General features: G+C 62.6%; 11 protein-coding genes. 10 read left to right on the forward strand and 1 reads right to left on the reverse strand.

The genetic code is table 11. The annotated features are described in order from the left end of the window. Positions 1-182: 182 nt before the first annotated feature. From cmoA to IB262_RS13065, 4 genes are all read left to right on the forward strand, one after another. The gene (gene cmoA, locus IB262_RS13050) at positions 183-950 is read left to right on the forward strand and encodes a carboxy-S-adenosyl-L-methionine synthase CmoA (protein ID WP_089044824.1); all 768 of its coding nucleotides are present in this window, start codon (positions 183-185) and stop codon (positions 948-950) included. 12 nt (positions 951-962) lie between these two features. Continuing rightward, positions 963-1,697 carry an isoprenylcysteine carboxylmethyltransferase family protein gene (locus tag IB262_RS13055; RefSeq protein WP_113080067.1) on the forward strand — a complete coding sequence of 245 codons (735 nt, stop codon included), beginning with the start codon at positions 963-965 and terminating at the stop codon, positions 1,695-1,697. 137 nt (positions 1,698-1,834) lie between these two features. Continuing rightward, positions 1,835-2,488 (forward strand): response regulator transcription factor, encoded by a 654-nt coding sequence (locus tag IB262_RS13060; RefSeq protein ID WP_113080085.1) that lies wholly within the window; start codon positions 1,835-1,837, stop codon positions 2,486-2,488. 4 nt (positions 2,489-2,492) lie between these two features. After that, positions 2,493-3,809, forward strand: coding sequence for an ATP-binding protein (locus IB262_RS13065; protein ID WP_192493645.1), 1,317 nt, complete (start codon positions 2,493-2,495; stop codon positions 3,807-3,809). A 112-nt stretch (positions 3,810-3,921) separates the two neighbouring features. Here the strand turns inward: IB262_RS13065 and IB262_RS13070 are convergent, their stop codons facing one another. After that, positions 3,922-5,247: an MFS transporter gene (locus IB262_RS13070; protein ID WP_060521113.1), complete on the reverse strand. Its 1,326-nt coding sequence runs from the start codon at positions 5,245-5,247 to the stop codon at positions 3,922-3,924. A gap of 294 nt (positions 5,248-5,541) precedes the next feature. Between IB262_RS13070 and cyoA the strand changes: the two genes are divergently transcribed. The 6 genes from cyoA to IB262_RS13100 all read left to right on the forward strand — a co-directional run bounded on the left by cyoA (position 5,542) and on the right by IB262_RS13100 (position 16,882). Next, positions 5,542-6,660 carry a ubiquinol oxidase subunit II gene (cyoA, locus tag IB262_RS13075; RefSeq protein WP_060529189.1) on the forward strand — a complete coding sequence of 373 codons (1,119 nt, stop codon included), beginning with the start codon at positions 5,542-5,544 and terminating at the stop codon, positions 6,658-6,660. An 80-nt stretch (positions 6,661-6,740) separates the two neighbouring features. Then, a complete protein-coding gene (gene cyoB, locus IB262_RS13080) occupies positions 6,741-8,744 on the forward strand; it encodes a cytochrome o ubiquinol oxidase subunit I (RefSeq protein ID WP_034790697.1) in 2,004 nt (667 codons plus the stop codon). Between the two features lie 4 nt (positions 8,745-8,748). Beyond that, positions 8,749-9,369, forward strand: a complete 621-nt coding sequence (gene cyoC / locus IB262_RS13085; RefSeq protein ID WP_034790695.1) for a cytochrome o ubiquinol oxidase subunit III — start codon at positions 8,749-8,751, stop codon at positions 9,367-9,369. Then, the gene (cyoD, locus tag IB262_RS13090; protein ID WP_034790693.1) at positions 9,366-9,770 is read left to right on the forward strand and encodes a cytochrome o ubiquinol oxidase subunit IV; all 405 of its coding nucleotides are present in this window, start codon (positions 9,366-9,368) and stop codon (positions 9,768-9,770) included. The genes cyoC and cyoD overlap by 4 nt, the downstream gene beginning before the upstream one ends. A 22-nt stretch (positions 9,771-9,792) precedes the next feature. Further along, positions 9,793-10,551, forward strand: a complete 759-nt coding sequence (locus tag IB262_RS13095) for an SURF1 family protein (RefSeq protein WP_060521116.1) — start codon at positions 9,793-9,795, stop codon at positions 10,549-10,551. A gap of 388 nt (positions 10,552-10,939) precedes the next feature. After that, positions 10,940-16,882, forward strand: a complete 5,943-nt coding sequence (locus tag IB262_RS13100; RefSeq protein WP_192493646.1) for a putative Ig domain-containing protein — start codon at positions 10,940-10,942, stop codon at positions 16,880-16,882. Positions 16,883-17,082: the final 200 nt, after the last annotated feature.

Genomic DNA, 17,082 nt, shown 5'->3' on the forward strand with positions numbered 1-17,082 from the left:
CGGCAAAATCGCGTGATCACGCCGTGATCCCCGCCCGGCACCCCGATCTGCCGAACCCACTGCGGCCAAACCTTTCAGGTTCGTGTCAGGTTAGGGTGGCTTGTGTGGTGCATCGATCGCTCCGGGGACAGAGGCGATTGCCCTCTCCTTTGGCGTGCTCCGGAAAAGAAAGGAAAGTGCGAATGGTTGGCAAGGCCCCGCATCTACACGTGCACGACAACAACCACCGCCGGGACGAGGTTTTCGCCGCACCGGACCAGAATGTCGGCGACTTCGCCTTCAATGCAACCGTGGCCGCCGTCTTCGACGACATGGTCAGCCGATCGGTTCCCTACTACGGCGAAATCCAGCGGATGGTTTGCGAACTCGCCAGCGACTTTGCCGAAGCCGATACCAACCTCTACGACATCGGTTGCTCGACCGCGACGACGCTGCTCGGGCTCGACGCCATGGTTGATCCCGCCGTGCGCTTCGTCGGCATCGACAACGCTCCCGACATGATCGAGAAGGCGAAGGAAAAGATCGTCCAGGCAAATTCCAACCGGGCGATTGATCTCAGGGGCGGCGACCTGCACCACGGCATCGAAATCCACAATGCCAGCGTCGTCCTGATGCTTCTGACCTTGCAGTTCGTGCGCCCCCTCTACCGCGAGCGCGTCATGCGCTCGATCTATGACGGCCTCAACGAGCGCGGCGCTCTGCTGCTCGTCGAGAAGCTGACCAGCGAAGACTCGACGTTCAACCGCTTGTTCATCGAGCACTACTACGACTACAAGCGCCGCAACGGCTATTCCGAGATCGAGATCGCCAGGAAGCGCGAGGCGCTTGAAAACGTGCTCATTCCGTACCGCCTGGAGGAAAATTTCCAGCTGCTGAAGGAAGTGGGTTTCCGCAGCGTCGAGGTCTTTTTCCGCTGGTATAATTTCTGCGGCATTGTCGCGATCAAGTAGGACGGACCGACCATGATCGCGATCGGCAATTTTCTCTTCCGCTTCCGCAACCAGCTTTTTCCCGCGATCATCGTGGTGTTGTTCCTGCTGATGCCGCCGCCGGCGTTGGTCTTGGACAACCCGCTGCTGACGCTGGCCAAGGACGCGGTCGCGATCCTGGTCATTCTGGCAGGCCTCGCGCTTCGCGCGACGGTCGTCGGCTATAAGTACATCCAGCGTGGCGGCCTGAAAAAGAGGGTCTACGCCAAGGACCTGGTAACCGAGGGCATGTTCGGCGTTTGCCGGAACCCGCTCTATGTCGGCAACATGCTGCTCTACTGCGGCGTTTTCCTGCTGCACGGCAACCCGCTGCTCATCGTGATCGGCATCGGGCTCTTTGCCTTCATGTACCAATGCATTGTCTATGCGGAGGAGGCTTTTCTTCTTCGCACCTTCGGCGAAGCCTATCAGGTCTATTGCCGTGACGTGCCGCGCTGGGCGCTGCGCCTTTCAAACTTCAGCCAATCCACGGAAGGCATGGCGTTCAACATCAGACGTGTCGTCGGCAAGGACTATTCGACCGTCTCGGCGGCCATGATCGCGGTGCTCGGAACGGAGATGTACAAGCTCGCGACCTACGAGCCATCAGGCCGGAATGTTGGCGTCCTGGCCGTTCTTGGCGGCGCGATGGCTCTGGTCGGGATCGCGACGGCGGTGATCAGCTACAAGAAGAGGCGCGGGGCTTTTCGCGATCCCGTCGCCTCCTGAAATCCTCCCATTCTTGCGCCCTGTATGCGGCGGCCGAGACGGGCAGCCTCACCGCATTTCGCCGCTTGGGCGCTCAAGGACTTGACGGCCATCCCCGATCGACCCTAGGCAAGGACGAACAAGTGTCCGGTGATATCTTGAGAGTCCTACTAGTCGAAGACGATCAGGTTCTGGGGGAGGCGCTGCGCGACCATGTCGCCGCCGCCGGCCACGCGGTCGATTGGTTCAAGCGCATCCTCGATGCGGTGGCGGCGACCGATACGGTAACCTACGGACTACTCCTGCTCGATCTGCGATTGCCCGATGGCGAAGGGCTGACGCTCCTGCGCGCTCTCCGCGCGCGCGGCGATGGCACGCCCGTAATCATTCTGACGGCGCACGACCAAATATCCGACCGGATCGAGGGGCTCAACAGCGGGGCGGACGACTATCTGGTCAAGCCCTTCGATCTCAATGAACTGACGGCCCGCATGCTGGCCGTTTCCAGGCGCTATACGGGCAACGCGACGCCGACGGTCAAGCTGCCCGGCATCGAGATCGACCAGGTTCACCGCAAGATCGCCGTTAATGGCGACAGCCAGAGCCTGAGCGCTCGGGAATGGGCCGTTTTGGACAAGCTGGCCGCGCATCCCGGCGCCCTCGTGTCGAAGGCGCAGTTGCACGATGCGCTTTACGCCTTCGGTGCCGAGATCGAAAGCAATACGGTCGAGGTCTATATCAGCCGCCTGCGCAAGAAGATCGGGTCTGACCGGATCGAGACCGTGCGCGGCCTCGGCTACTGCCTCAGGTGATCGCATGTCCGACAAGAGGAGCATGACCCGCAGACTGGCCATTGCGCTCACCAGCGTCGTCGCCCTCTTCTGGTTTGTTGCGCTCGGGCTTGGCGTCTATGTGATGCAGGACGAGTTCACCGAAATCTTCGACAGCGGCGTGCAGGAAACCGCCGAACGATTGTTGCAGATCGTGGCTAACGAGACGACGAGGGACGCGCCCAGCGGCTTGGCCCAGGCGTCGGTTACGGCGCCCGCGCTCAATTCGCAATTCCTTACCTACCAGGTGCGCGACCGCGACGGCCGCGTGCTGTTTGACGACGGCGCGCCGGAGCCCTTCGCGGTTCCCCTTGCGACCGGCTTCTCGCAGACCCCCACCCATCGGATCTACACGGCCGGAACGACTGACGGATCACTCTATGTGCAAGTTGCCGATGCGATCGAACATCGCACAGAAGCGCTCATGGAAGGCGGAACGGCGCTGCTTTTGCCGCTGCTCGTGCTGATACCGGGCAGCATCCTTGCGATTGTCTTCGTCGTTCGCAGCACGCTGTCGCCCGTGTCGCAGCTGCGCGACGATATCCTGACCAAGGACAGCGGTAATCTGGCGCCGATCGACGAGGCGACGCTGCCGCGCGAACTGCGGGCGATCGCGCGTTCCGTGAACCTGCTTCTGGCGCGGCTGAAGGCGTGCCTAGAGGCGGAGAGGGAATTCACCTCGAACAGCGCCCATGAGCTGCGGACCCCGATTGCCGGTGCGCTCGCGCAGACCCAACGGCTGGCGCGCGAGGTGCCGCCGGCATACCAACCGCGAACCGCCCAGATTGAACGTGCGCTCGTGCATCTGAGCCGGCTTGCCGAGAAGTTGCTGCAGATGTCGCGCGCCGAAGCGGAGATTGCCATTTCGGACGAGCAGCACGATCTGCTGCCGGTGTTGATGGTCGTGATGCAGGATCTGGAGCGATCCGCGCTCGGCGCCAACCGCCTGAACGTTCAGGTCGCCAAGGGCACCGTACTTGAACGGCCGATCCGCGTGGACGCCTTTGCGATCGTCTTGCGCAATCTTCTCGAAAACGCCCTGATCCACAGTCCGCCGGGCAGCCGGGTCGATCTCCATGTCGACCCAATGGGTATCCGCGTCACGAACGAAAGCGCTGTTGTCGCCGAGGACGTCCGCGCCAACCTGACCAAGCGCTTCGTCCGCGGGCCGACCGAGGCCTCCGGTTCCGGGCTCGGGCTTGCCATCGTTGAGCGGCTGGTCGCGCAGATGCAGGGCCAATTGCTCATCGCTTCGCCGGCGCGCGGCAAGACGCAGGGGTTTGAGGTCGAAGTCCGCCTTTGACGGCTGCAGGACCGGTCAATCCGGTCGCGTTTCCGTTCCTCGCAATCAAGGTCACGCGAGGAAAGGACGAACAAGCGGGACGCCTTCAACTGCGCCCCGCTGCCTCTGGATCTTACTGCTGGTCGAGCGCGCGGCTGAGGCTCAGCGCCGCGATCGTGCAGATCGCACCCGAAATCAGGTAGCCGCCGATGAAGATGATGCCAAAGCTGCTGGCAAGCCCGAGTGCCACGAGCGGCGCGAAAGCGGCGCCGACGAGCCAGGCGAGGTCCGACGTCAGAGCGGCACCCGTGTAGCGATAGTACTGGGTGAAGCGCGAGGAGACGGCGCCCGAGGACTGGCCGAAGGAAAGGCCAAGGATGGCGAAGCCGATCAGGATGTAAGCGTCCTGGCCCTTGCCGCCGGCATCGAGCAGGAAGGGGGCCGAGAAGCTGAAGATCGCGATCAGGATCGCACCGATCATCAGCTGGTTGCGGCGACCGACCCGGTCGGCAATTACGCCCGAAAGCACGATGCCGATGGCGCCGACGACGGCACCAGCGACCTGCACCCACAGGAATTCAGCCGCCGACTGGCCGCCATTGAGCGTCACCCAGCTCAAGGGGAAAATGGTGACGAGGTGGAACATTGCGAAGCTTGCGAGCGGCACGAAGGCGCCGAGCACGACGTCGATGCTGTGCTTGCTCAGCATCTCGAAGATCGGCCTCGCCTCAAGCTCCTTGGCCTCCATGGCGGCGCCGAATTCCTTGCTGGCGACGATGCGCAGGCGCGCGAAAAGCGCCACGACGTTGATCGCAAAGGCGACGAAGAACGGATAGCGCCAGCCCCAGGCGAGGAAATCTTCCTGCGAAAGGTTGCTGACGAAATAACCGAAGAGGATGCTCGCAAGCGCAAAGCCGATCGGCGCGCCGAGCTGCGGGATCATCGCGTACCAGCCGCGGTGATTTTGCGGCGCATTGAGGTTCAGCAGCGATGCGAGGCCGTCCCAGGCGCCGCCGAGCGCAAAGCCCTGGCCCAGCCGGAACAGCGCCAATAGCGCCACCGCCCAATACCCGATCGTGTCATAGCCGGGCAGGAAGGCGATTGACGCCGTCGAGCCACCGAGAATGACGAGCGCGATCGTCAGCTTCGTGCCGCGCCCGTAGTTGCGGTCGACCCACATGAAGACGAAGGAGCCGACCGGGCGGGCGAGGAAAGCGAGCGGGAACAGCGCGAAGGACATGAGCGTCGCGGTGACCGCATTGGGCGCGAACGGGAAAATCAGCTTCGGAAAAACGAGGATCGAGCCGAGGCCGTAGACGAAGAAGTCGAAGAATTCCGAGGTTCGTCCAATGACCACGCCGATGGCGATGCTGCCCGGGGACAGAGGCTTGTCGTCCTCGTGAATGCGACGTGCATCCCGCTCGAGACCAGACGATGTTGGGTTAGCGACCGAAACCATGAATTTCTCCGACGATCGAACGTCTTGTCGTTAGAGTGTTGACCAATTGGCGTCTGATATCAAGAATGCCGTGCACGTACCTGCGCACATGCCTCATTCGAGTTCGTGCCTAACGTTCGCTGGAACAGCCGGCATCGAACCGACAATATGCCTTTGCGCCCGTACAAACGCGCATAGAGCGATACGGTCGTCACTGCACTGCGGCAAAATGTTGCGCTGCGACGATGGACCTCACTTCCATGCCCGATCATGCCCGAGTAATGCCGACTAGACAAAACGCAAGTTGAGGCCGCAATGCCGAAGCCATACAGTTTAGCCGGACGATCGACGATTGCCGTCCTGTTGCTCTCCGTTCTCTCGGGATGCAACATGGTGGTCATGTCGCCTTCCGGTGATATCGCCGCGCAGCAGCGGGATCTGATCGTTATTTCGACGGTCCTGATGCTGTTGATCATCGTTCCCGTCCTTTTCCTGACGCTGTTCTTTGCCTGGCGCTATCGCCAGTCGAACACGGCCGCCAAGTATGATCCGGAATGGCACCATTCCACCGGCCTCGAAGTCATCATCTGGTCGGCGCCGCTCGCGATCATCATCGCGCTCGGCGCGATCACCTGGGTCAGCACCCACAAGCTCGACCCCTATCGACCGCTCGATCGGATCGATGCGGCGCGCCCGGTGACCGAAGAGACGAAGCCGATCACGGTCGAAGTCGTCGCGCTCGACTGGAAATGGCTGTTCTTCTATCCGGAATACGGTATTGCCACGGTCAACGAGATGGCGGCGCCGGTCGACGTGCCGATCAACTTCAAGATCACTGCCTCGTCGGTGATGAACTCGTTCTACGTTCCGGCGCTCGCCGGCATGATCTACGCCATGCCCGGCATGCAGACCAAGCTGCACGCCGTTATCAACAAGGCAGGCGAATACGAGGGCCTTTCGTCCAACTACAGCGGCGACGGCTTCTCGCACATGCGCTTCAAGTTCCACGGCGTGGACCAGGCGGGCTTTGACGCCTGGGTTGCCCGCGTCAAGCAGAACGGCACGATGCTCAATCGCGACGCCTACCTGAAGCTCGAAAAACCGAGCGTGAAGGAGCCGGTGCGCTACTACGCTTCCGTCGAAAACGGCCTCTATGAAGCCGTTCTCAACATGTGCGTGCGCGAAGGCCAGATGTGCATGAAGGATATGATGCACATCGACATGATGGGCGGAGCCGGCGTCGAAAGCCATGAGAACCGCGCCAAACTCGAGCATGACAACCGCCATACGGGCGGAGTGACCGAAGCGGCCGCACCGGCCGCGACCTTCCCCGAAACCGGTAACCCCGCCAAGAGCGAGGAACCGGCCGAGGGCGTCAAGGAAGAGCGGCCCGCGGCTGAGCCCATGAACCACGACATGCACAAGACGCACTAGGACTTTCGCGCGCTCGCCGGCCTTGATCCAGCGAGCGCCAGGGCCCTTCGGGCCGCAATTCGAGACATATTGGAAGACCCATGTTTGGTGACACCAGCCTCACGCAATTCATCTTCGGGCGGCTTACCTGGGAAGCGATCCCATACCACGAGCCGATCCTTGTCGTGACCTTCGCAGCCGTGGCCGTCGGCGGCCTGGCGATCCTCGCGCTGATCACGAAGTACAAGCTCTGGGGCTATCTCTGGAACGAGTGGTTCACGTCGGTCGATCACAAGAAGATCGGTATCATGTACATCATCCTGGCGATCGTGATGCTTTTGCGCGGATTTGCCGACGCGATCATGATGCGCATACAGCAGGCGATCGCCTTCAACGGCAACGAAGGCTATCTCAACCCGCACCATTACGACCAGATCTTCACTGCCCACGGCGTGATCATGATCTTCTTCGTGGCGATGCCCTTCGTCACCGGTTTCATGAACTATGTCGTGCCGCTGCAGATCGGCGCGCGCGACGTCTCGTTCCCCTTCCTCAACAATTTCTCGTTCTGGATGACGACGGGCGGTGCGGTCATCATCATGATGTCGCTGTTCGTCGGTGAATTCGCGCGCACCGGCTGGCTCGCCTATCCGCCGCTCTCGGGTGCCGACTACAGTCCCGGCGTCGGCGTCGACTATTACATATGGGGCCTACAGGTGGCGGGCGTCGGGACGACCTTATCCGGCATCAACCTGATCGCCACGATCGTGAAGATGCGCGCTCCGGGCATGACCTTCATGAAGATGCCGGTCTTCACCTGGACGTCGCTGTGCACCAACATCCTCATCGTCGCGACCTTCCCGATCCTGACGGCGACGCTTGCGCTGTTGTCGCTCGACCGCTACCTCGGCTTCAACTTCTTCACCAATGACCTTGGTGGCAATCCGATGATGTACATCAACCTCATCTGGATCTGGGGCCACCCGGAAGTCTACATTCTCGTGCTGCCGGCCTTCGGCATCTTCTCCGAAGTCGTCGCGACCTTCTGCGGCAAGCGCCTCTTCGGTTATACGTCGATGGTCTACGCCACCTGCGTGATCATGATCCTCTCCTACCTGGTGTGGCTGCATCACTTCTTCACCATGGGTTCAGGTGCCTCGGTGAACGCCTTCTTCGGCATCACCACGATGATCATCTCGATCCCGACCGGGGCGAAGATGTTCAATTGGCTCTTCACCATGTATCGCGGCCGTATCCGCTACGAACTGCCGATGCTGTGGACGATCGGTTTCATGGTGACCTTCGTCATCGGCGGCATGACCGGCGTCATGCTGGCGATCCCGCCGGCCGACTTCGTGCTGCACAACTCGCTATTCCTGATTGCCCACTTCCACAACGTCATCATCGGCGGTGTGCTGTTCGGGCTGATGGCCGGCCTTGTCTACTGGTGGCCGAAGGCCTTCGGCTACAAGCTCGACCCCTTCTGGGGCAAGATGAGCTTCTGGTTCTGGCAGATCGGCTTCTTCTTCGCCTTCATGCCGCTCTACGTGCTCGGCCTGATGGGGGTCACCCGGCGTGTCAGCCAGTTCGAGGATCCCTCGCTGCAGATCTGGTTCATCATCGCCGCCTTCGGTGCGGTCCTGATCGCCATCGGCATCGCGTCCTTCATCATCCAGCTTGTCGTCAGCTTCCTGCGTCGCGACCAACTGCGTGAAACCTCAGGCGATGCCTGGGATGGCCGCACGCTCGAATGGTCGACCTCGTCGCCGCCGCCGGACTACAACTTCGCCTTCACGCCCGTCGTTCACGACCATGACAGCTGGTACGACATGAAGAACCGGGGTTACGAGCGTCCGCTCGAAGGCTTCAAGCCGATCCACATGCCGAAGAACACCGGCACTGGCATCATTCTCTCCGGCATCAGCGTCGTGCTCGCCTTCGCGTTGATCTGGTACATCTGGTGGCTGGCGGCGGTATCCTTCATCGCCCTGATTGCGGTCTCCATCGGCCATACCTTCAACTACAACCGTGATTTCTTCATTCCCGCGGAAACCGTCGCGGCGACAGAAGACGCACGCTCGAAACTGCTTGCGGAACGGATCTGAAACGATGAGCCAAACCCAAGTCCAAGAAACAGAAAAGCCGCAGTTCTACCTGAAGGAAGAGCACCACCCGGAGCACAGCACCATGCTGGGCTTCTGGCTCTACCTGATGAGCGACTGCCTGATCTTCGCCGTTCTCTTCGCCACGCACGGTGTGGTCGGGCGCAACTACGCGGCAGGTCCCGCACCAGCCGACCTGTTCGACCTCAACCTGATCGCCATCAACACGGCGATGCTGCTGTTCTCGTCGATCACCTACGGCTTTGCCATGCTTCAGATGGAGCGCAACGCCAAGATGGAGACGCTGTTCTGGCTCGGCGTCACCGGCGTGTTCGGCGCGATCTTCCTCGCGCTCGAGCTCTATGAATTCTACCACCTGATCCACGAGGGTGCCGGTCCAACGCGTTCGGCGTTCCTGTCCTCGTTCTTCACGCTGGTCGGCACCCACGGCCTGCACGTCACCTTCGGCATCATCTGGCTGATCACGCTGATGGTGCAGGTCAAAAAACATGGCTTGAACCCGGAAAACCGCCGCCGCCTGATGTGCCTCTCCATGTTCTGGCACTTCCTCGACGTCATTTGGATCGGCGTCTTCTCCTTCGTCTATCTGTTGGGAGTACTCGGATGAGTTCGCAGCATCCTGGCCACGAAAGCGCGTTCGAGCCTCACCACGCGCACAGCCATCCGGGCGACGCTGCCGGGCATGGTTCGCTCAAGAGCTACATGACGGGCTTCATCCTGTCGGTCATCCTGACGGCGATCCCGTTCTGGCTGGTCATGAGCGGCGCGCTCGACAGCAAGTTGCTGACCGCCGTGCTCGTCATGGGTATCGGCGTCGTCCAGATCGTCGTGCACGTCATCTACTTCCTGCACATGAACGCCCGTTCGGAAGGTGGCTGGACGCTGATGGCGCTGATCTTCACGATCATCATCGTCGGCATCGCGCTCGCCGGCTCGCTCTGGGTCATGCATCACCTCAATACGAACATGATGCCGATGACACACGAGATGATGAAGAACATGCCCTGATCAGGGGCGGGCAGACGCGAACATGACCGGCGGCCGCGACGTGAAAGGGGAGGGTGCGAAAGCGTCCTCTCGCGCCAGATTCCTTCTGACCGGCGCGCTCTTGTTTCTTTGCGCCATCTTCGTGGCGCTCGGGACCTGGCAGATCCAGCGGCTCTTCTGGAAGCTCGATCTGATCGCTCGCGTCGATGCGCGTGTGCACGCTGACGCCGTCCCGGCCCCGTCGCGGCCGGACTGGGGTGGCATCACCCGAGAGAACGACGAATACCTTCGCGTCACGGCAACGGGTACCTTTAGCCACGACAAGTCGGTTCTGGTGCAGGCGGTAACCGAGCGGGGCGCCGGGTTCTGGGTGTTGACGCCGATGCGCCGCGAAGACGGCACGACGGTTCTCGTCAATCGCGGCTTCGTGCCCGCCGACCGGCGCGATCGGACTGCCCGCGCCGCAGGCGAAACGCCCGGCACCACCGGGATCACCGGGCTCTTGCGCATCAGCGAACCCGGCGGCGCCTTTCTTCGCTCCAACGATCCGGCTAGCGATCGCTGGTTTTCCCGCGATGTCGCGGCAATCGCGGCAGCACAACAGCTGACGGATGTCGCGCCCTATTTCATCGACGCGGACGCGACGCCAAACCCAGGCGGCCTACCGATCGGCGGTCTCACGGTCGTCAGCTTCCGCAACAGCCATCTTGTCTACGCGCTGACCTGGTTCGCGCTGGCGGCCATGAGTGTGGGGGGCGCATACCTCGTCTTTCGAAGCCGGAAGAGGCCAAGCGCGGAATAACGATTCTCTTCGCGACGGCTGGCCGCCATTTTCGCGCACTCCTCCTGAAGTTGCTGACCTTGGGGCCGTCACTCGGCGCAGCTGAAGTTCAGTCGGCGGCGGCGCCAAAAAGTGTGATCGATAAGCCACATGGCAACGGCCGACCGCATTTTCTCCGGCAATGGTGAGTTGTGCGATTGACTCGGTACCTTCCACTTTATTAGCTGCCTCGACTGGGAGATGGGGCTAATTTTCCCGGCATATATTGGGGGTATTTATGGGGCTGCGGTGCGGAAGCGTCGCGGGCGGGAAGATTTTTTCGTCTGCATTCCAGGGTTTGTATTTCAGGACATTTTTCGCAGCGATTGGCATTCTTCTGGCTTCTGCCATTGGTGCCTCGGCGCAGGTTGTGACGATTTCGGCGAACCCGGCGACCTTCAATGCGGCTGGCGACACGATCAATTTCAGCTATGTGCTGAACCCCGGATCCTACAATATTCTCAGCATCGCGCCTGCGACCACCGCGAACAAGGGCGTCGTCGTTTCATGCCCGGCAATCCCGGGCGGCGGCACGACGTCTTCCGTGACCTGCACAGGCTCCTATCAGGTCGATTCCCTCGATGCGATGTCCGGCCAGTTTTCCGATTGGGTCACATTCACGGGCACGCGCACGGGCGGCAACTACACCGCCAACAGCAACAACATCGTCGTCAAGGCGGCCACAGGGGGACCGGTTGTCGTTGATGTCGTATCTTCCCCGAGACCGTCGCTGCCGGGCGAACAGGTTTCGGTGACGGCAACGGTATCGTCGATGGGCTGTAACGCCGGACAGTCTCCGCCTGGGAACGTGACGATCACGATCGGATCGCAGTCGACGACCCTTGGGTTGACGCCGACCGGGCCCGTCAGCACGGCATCGTCTGCGACCTTCCAGACATCGACGCTGCCGCTCGGACAGCACGCGGTTTCCGCCAGCTACGGTGGCGGCAGCGGCTGCAGCACCGGCACTGCGACCGGCGCCAGCCACTGGGTCGACACCAAACCGACGGTCGCGATCAACCAGGCAGGCTCGCAATCCGATCCCAGCGCCAAGACATCCGTTGCGTTCGATGTGGTGTTCAGCAAGTCCGTCACCGGCTTTTCCGCTGGCGACGTCCAGATTTCAGGCACGGCCGGCGCGACGACGGCGAGTGTTTCGGGATCGGGCGCCAATTACACCGTTTCGGTCAGCGGAATGACGCAGGCAGGCACGGTCGTGGCGTCCATACCCGCCGGCAAGGCCATGAGCGCGGCCGGCTTTACCAACGACCTATCCACCAGCACCGACAATTCGGTTGCCTACGCACCGATCGCGATTTCGACTACAACGCTGCCGAACCCGGTCTACAACCAGGCCTATGCGGCGCAAACGCTAAGTGCCACCGGGGGATCGGGCACCTTGAGTTACGCAACGACCTCCGGTGCACTGCCCGCCGGCATGGCGATCTCGAGCGGCGGCGTCGTCTCCGGCACCCCAACGGCAAGCGGTCCGTTCAATTTCACAGTGACAGCGACCGATCCCGAAGGCTCGACCGCCTCGCGCGCATTCTCCATCACCATCGTTGCGCCGACGATCGCGCTCTCGCCGGCGACGCTTCCTGATCCGACCGCTGGCACCGCCTATTCACAAACCCTGGCGGCATCAGGCGGCGCAAGCCCCTACACATTCGCCGTCACGCAGAATGCCTTGCCCGCTGGCATGACGCTGGCGAACAACGGGGTGTTGTCGGGCACTGCATCGATCGGTGGCGCCGTCACCTTTACCGTTACGGCAACGGACGCCTATGGCGCGACCGGCAGCCAAGTCTTCACTGTCGACGTTGCGCCGACCGTGCCCGACGCGCCCACCATCGGTGCGGCCGTGGAGGGTGATGCCTATGCAGACGTGTCGTTCACCGCCCCGGCGTCGAACGGCGGCGCGACGATCACGGGCTATACCGTGACGTCGAACCCCGGCGGCATGACGGCCACGGATACGACGAGCCCGATCAGGGTGACTGGCCTGACCAACGGCACGAGCTATACGTTCACCGTGACCGCCACCAACAGCGCCGGGACAAGCACCGCGTCGGCCGCCTCCAATGCGGTTACGCCGCGATCCGCACAGACGATCACGTTCGCCAATCCGGGTACGCAGGCGTTCGGCACGTCGCCGACATTGACGGCGACGGCAAGCTCCAGCCTGGCTGTTGCCTTTACCTCGTCGACTGCCGGCGTGTGCACTGTGACGCCCGAGGGCGATTTGACCTTCCATCAGGCCGGCAGTTGCACCATCGCAGCCGATCAGGTGGGCAACGGAACGTATCTGGCTGCACCGACGGTCTCACAGACGTTCACGGTCGATGCCGTCGAACCCGGCGCACCGACGATCGGAACCGCAACCGCCGATGTCGCTTCGGCGTCCGTCGCCTTCACGGCGCCGGCGAGCACGGGTGGAGCGTCGATCTCTAGCTACACCGTGACGTCGAACCCGGGTGGCTTCACCGGGACGGGGTCGTCAAGCCCGGTCGTGGTGACGGGTCTCAGCAATGGGTCCAGCTATACATTTACGGTGACGGCAACCAACAGTGCCGGCACGGGGCCTGCGTCGGCGGCCTCGAACGCCGTCACGCCGCGCGCAACCCAGACGATCACCTTTGCCAATCCGGGCGCGCAGACGTTCGGGACCACGCCGACATTGACGGCATCGTCGGACGCGAGTTTGCCCGTTGCCTTCACATCCTCGACCGCAGCCGTGTGCACGATCACGCCGCGTGGCAGCATGACCTTCCACAGAGCGGGGACCTGCGCGATTGCTGCCGACCAGGGCGGCGACGGCACCTATCTGCCTGCGACGACTGTCACCCAGAGCTTTACCGTCAACGCTGTTGTTCCGGACGCCCCGACGGTGGGCACGGCTATCGCTGGCGATGGCGAGGTGTCCGTCAATTTTACCGCGCCGGTAAGCGCCGGCGGCGCATCGATCACCGGCTACACGGTCACGTCCAATCCCGGTGGTTTTGTTGGAACGGGCACGTCGAGCCCGGTCACGGTCGGCAGTCTGAGCAACGGCACCAGCTACACGTTCACGGTGACGGCGACCAACGCTGTCGGCACGGGACCGGCCTCCAGTGCGTCGAACACGGTGACGCCCAAGGCGCCACAGACGATCACCTTCGCCAATCCCGGCCCGCAGGACTATGCAACGCCGGTGACCCTTTCGGCGAGCGCCAGTTCCGCTCTGCCGGTCACGTTCCAGTCTCTGACGACGCCCGTCTGCGTCGTCACGTCAACCGGCGATGTCACATTCCGCAATGGCGGCACCTGCACCATCGAAGTCTCGCAAGCCGGTGATAGCGCTTACCTGGCCGCGTCCAATGTGAGCCAGTCCTTCCTCGTCTCCGCGCCGATATTCGCCTTCACGCCGGCGGCCGGCGCTTTGCCGACCGCAACCGTGGCAACGACCTACAGCCAGAGCTTCACGGCCAATGGCGGCACGGCGGCCTACAGCTACGCCTTGGCCAGCGGCGCGTTTCCGGCCGGACTTTCGCTCGACGCTGCCGGTACGCTGTCCGGCACGCCAACGGCGGACGGCAGCTTCACCTTTACGGTTCAGGCGACCGATACCCATGGCGCGACCGCAACCAGCGGCAGCTATAGCCTGGAGGTTCGCATCCAGGCGCCGATCGCCAACGCCACGACGGCAACCGTTGCCGCCAACTCGTCGGCCAACGGGATTACGCCGAACCTTACGGGCGGCACGGCCGCTTCGGTCGCTATCGCAGCGCCCCCATCGCACGGTACGGCCACGGTCGCGGGTAACACATTCAGCTATACGCCGGCGGCCGGCTTCTCCGGCGCCGACAGCTTCACCTACACGGCGGCGAATACGACCGGAACATCCGCTGCAGCGACGGTCACGGTGACGGTGTCTCCGCCGACATTCGCCTTCACGCCGGCTGCGGGTGCGCTTGCCGGCGTGACCGTTGCAGACGCCTATGACCTGACGATCATCGCCGCCAACGGAACGGCTCCCTACACCTACGCGGTCACCGGTGGTGCACTTCCGGCCGGCTTGACGCTTGCTGCCGACGGTCGCCTGTCCGGAACGCCGACCGCCGATGGAGCGGCAACGTTCACGGTGACGGCGACCGACGCGAACAATGCGACGGGCACCGCGAACTATAGTCTCGCGGTCGCCGTCGAAGCGCCATCGGCCGGTCCGGTTGCAGCGACTGTTGCTGCGAACTCCAGCCCAAATGCTATCAGCCTCAGTCTGACGGGCGGGGCGGCAACATCTGTGGCGATCGCCACCGCGCCCGCGCATGGCACAGCTACGGCGACGGGGACAACGATCCTCTACACGCCTGATGCCGGCTATTCGGGCGCTGACAGCTTCACCTATACGGCAACGAACGCGACCGGCACGTCGGCTCCTTCAACCGTTTCGGTCACGGTCTCGCCGCCGATGCTGTTGTTGTCGCCGGCAGGCGGGGCGCTTGCCAACGGCGTGCCCGGCGTTTCCTACAGCCAGAACATCTCAGCCAGCGCCGGCACGGCCCCCTACAACTACGCGGTCTCGTCGGGTGCTCTGCCGGGCGGTCTGTCGCTCGATGCCTCAAGCGGGACGATCTCGGGACGACCTTCGGCCGATGGCGATTTCGCCTTCACCGTGACGGCGACCGATGCCAATGGCGCGACAGGCCAGGCCAGCTATCAGATCGCCGTTGCCTCCGCCAGTTTCGTCTTTACCCCGTCGGCCGGCGGGCTTCCCGACGCGATGGTCGGCGAAGCCTATTCCCAACGCGTCTCGGCGACCGGTGGCACCGGCGCGCTGGTCTACAGCCTCAAGAGCGGCGCCCTGCCGAATGGCATGGTGCTGAATATCTCCACTGGCGAATTGACCGGACCGCTCGCGGACGATGCGGTGCCTGACAGCTATCACTTCACCATTGCTGTGACTGACAGCCGCGGCGCCAGCGGTTCGGCCGCCTATACGCTGAAACTGAACGCTCGTGCGGTGACGGTGCCCAATGTCGTCGTCGAGGTTCCGGCCGGTTCGACGCCGAAGGATGTCTATCTCAACGGTGGCGCGACCGGCGGTCCGTTCACCGACGCATCGGTTGCCTCGGTCTCGCCGCCCTTTGCCGGCACGGCCGAAATCATCGAAGGCGAGCTTGCCGCTGCCACCAGCTTCACGCCGGTCGGCTTCTATCTGAAGTTCACGCCGAACCCGTCCTATTCCGGCTCGGCGGTGGTCAGTTATACGCTCAGGAGCTCGCTAGGCTCGTCCAATATTGGCTCCGTCACCTACAAGATCGCGCTCGATCGGGTGGCTGCCGGCGAAGAGATCGACGGGCTGGTGCGCGATTTTGTGCGCAATCGCCAGAACCTGTTGTCGTCGACGGTCAAGGTGCCCGGCCTGATCGAACGGCGGCGGGCGGCGATGAGCACCGATCCGGTGACGACGGCGGTGACGCCGTCGGAAAAGGGTGCCCGCCTCGGCTTCTCCTCCAGCCTGTCGCAGATCCAGGCGGCGCGCGATGCCGCCGATGCGGCAGCAACCGGTCAAACCTTCGTGGCGACCGACCGGCCGTTCGACATCTGGGTGAACGGCAGTTTCCTGTTCCACAAGGATGAAGACGACAGAAACGACAAGTGGGGCAATTTCGCCCTGTTCTCGCTCGGCGCCGATTATCTCTTAAGCGATCGGGCGCTCATCGGCCTGTCGTTCCACTACGACTACATGACCGATCCGACCGACGCGGATGCCGAGCTTAAAGGAAACGGCTGGCTGGCCGGTCCTTATGCCTCGTTCGAGATCGGCCAGGGCGTCTTCCTCGACGCCAACCTGCTCTATGGCGGTTCGTCCAACGACATCGACACCGGCATCTTCACCGGCACGTTCGACACCACCCGCTGGATGGCGGACGTCAAGCTGACCGGCGAATGGCAACTGGATGAGGCGACGGTGCTGATGCCGAAGCTGAGAGCCGTCTACTTCAATGAAGAGACCGAGGACTACACCGTCAAGAACCCGCTCGGCGAGGTGATCGATCTCAAGGGCTTCATCGAGGAACAGGCCCGTCTCAGCATCGGCTTCGACGTCGAACGCACCCTGGAGCTAGAAAACGGGCTGATCCTGTCGCCGACAGTCGGCGCCGATGTCGGCTTTGCCTCGCTTGACGGCGAGGGTCTGTTCGGGCGGGTGTCGGCCGGGCTTGCGCTCAGCAACAACGACAACTGGGACCTCGACTTCTCGCTGCTCTTCAACATCGAGGGCGACGGTTCGAAGTCGGCCGGTGCCAAGGTCGGCGCCCGCGTCCGGTTCTGATCGCGCGCAACCGGTTCGGGCAGGCAGGCTGCCCGAACCGGCGCTCCACCGCTGCCTTTCCGCTCCCGATATGCACCGGTCCATGTGCGTTCTGACCGTTTAAATCGCGTTGGAAAGATTACGGGCTTCCGTCAAACATTAAAGATGAGTAATACAGGAAGGAATTAGCCGGAGGCGTCGCCTCGTCCTAGAGCATTGGA

Source organism: Ensifer sp. ENS02 (assembly GCF_014851885.1).
Classification (GTDB): domain Bacteria; phylum Pseudomonadota; class Alphaproteobacteria; order Rhizobiales; family Rhizobiaceae; genus Ensifer; species Ensifer adhaerens.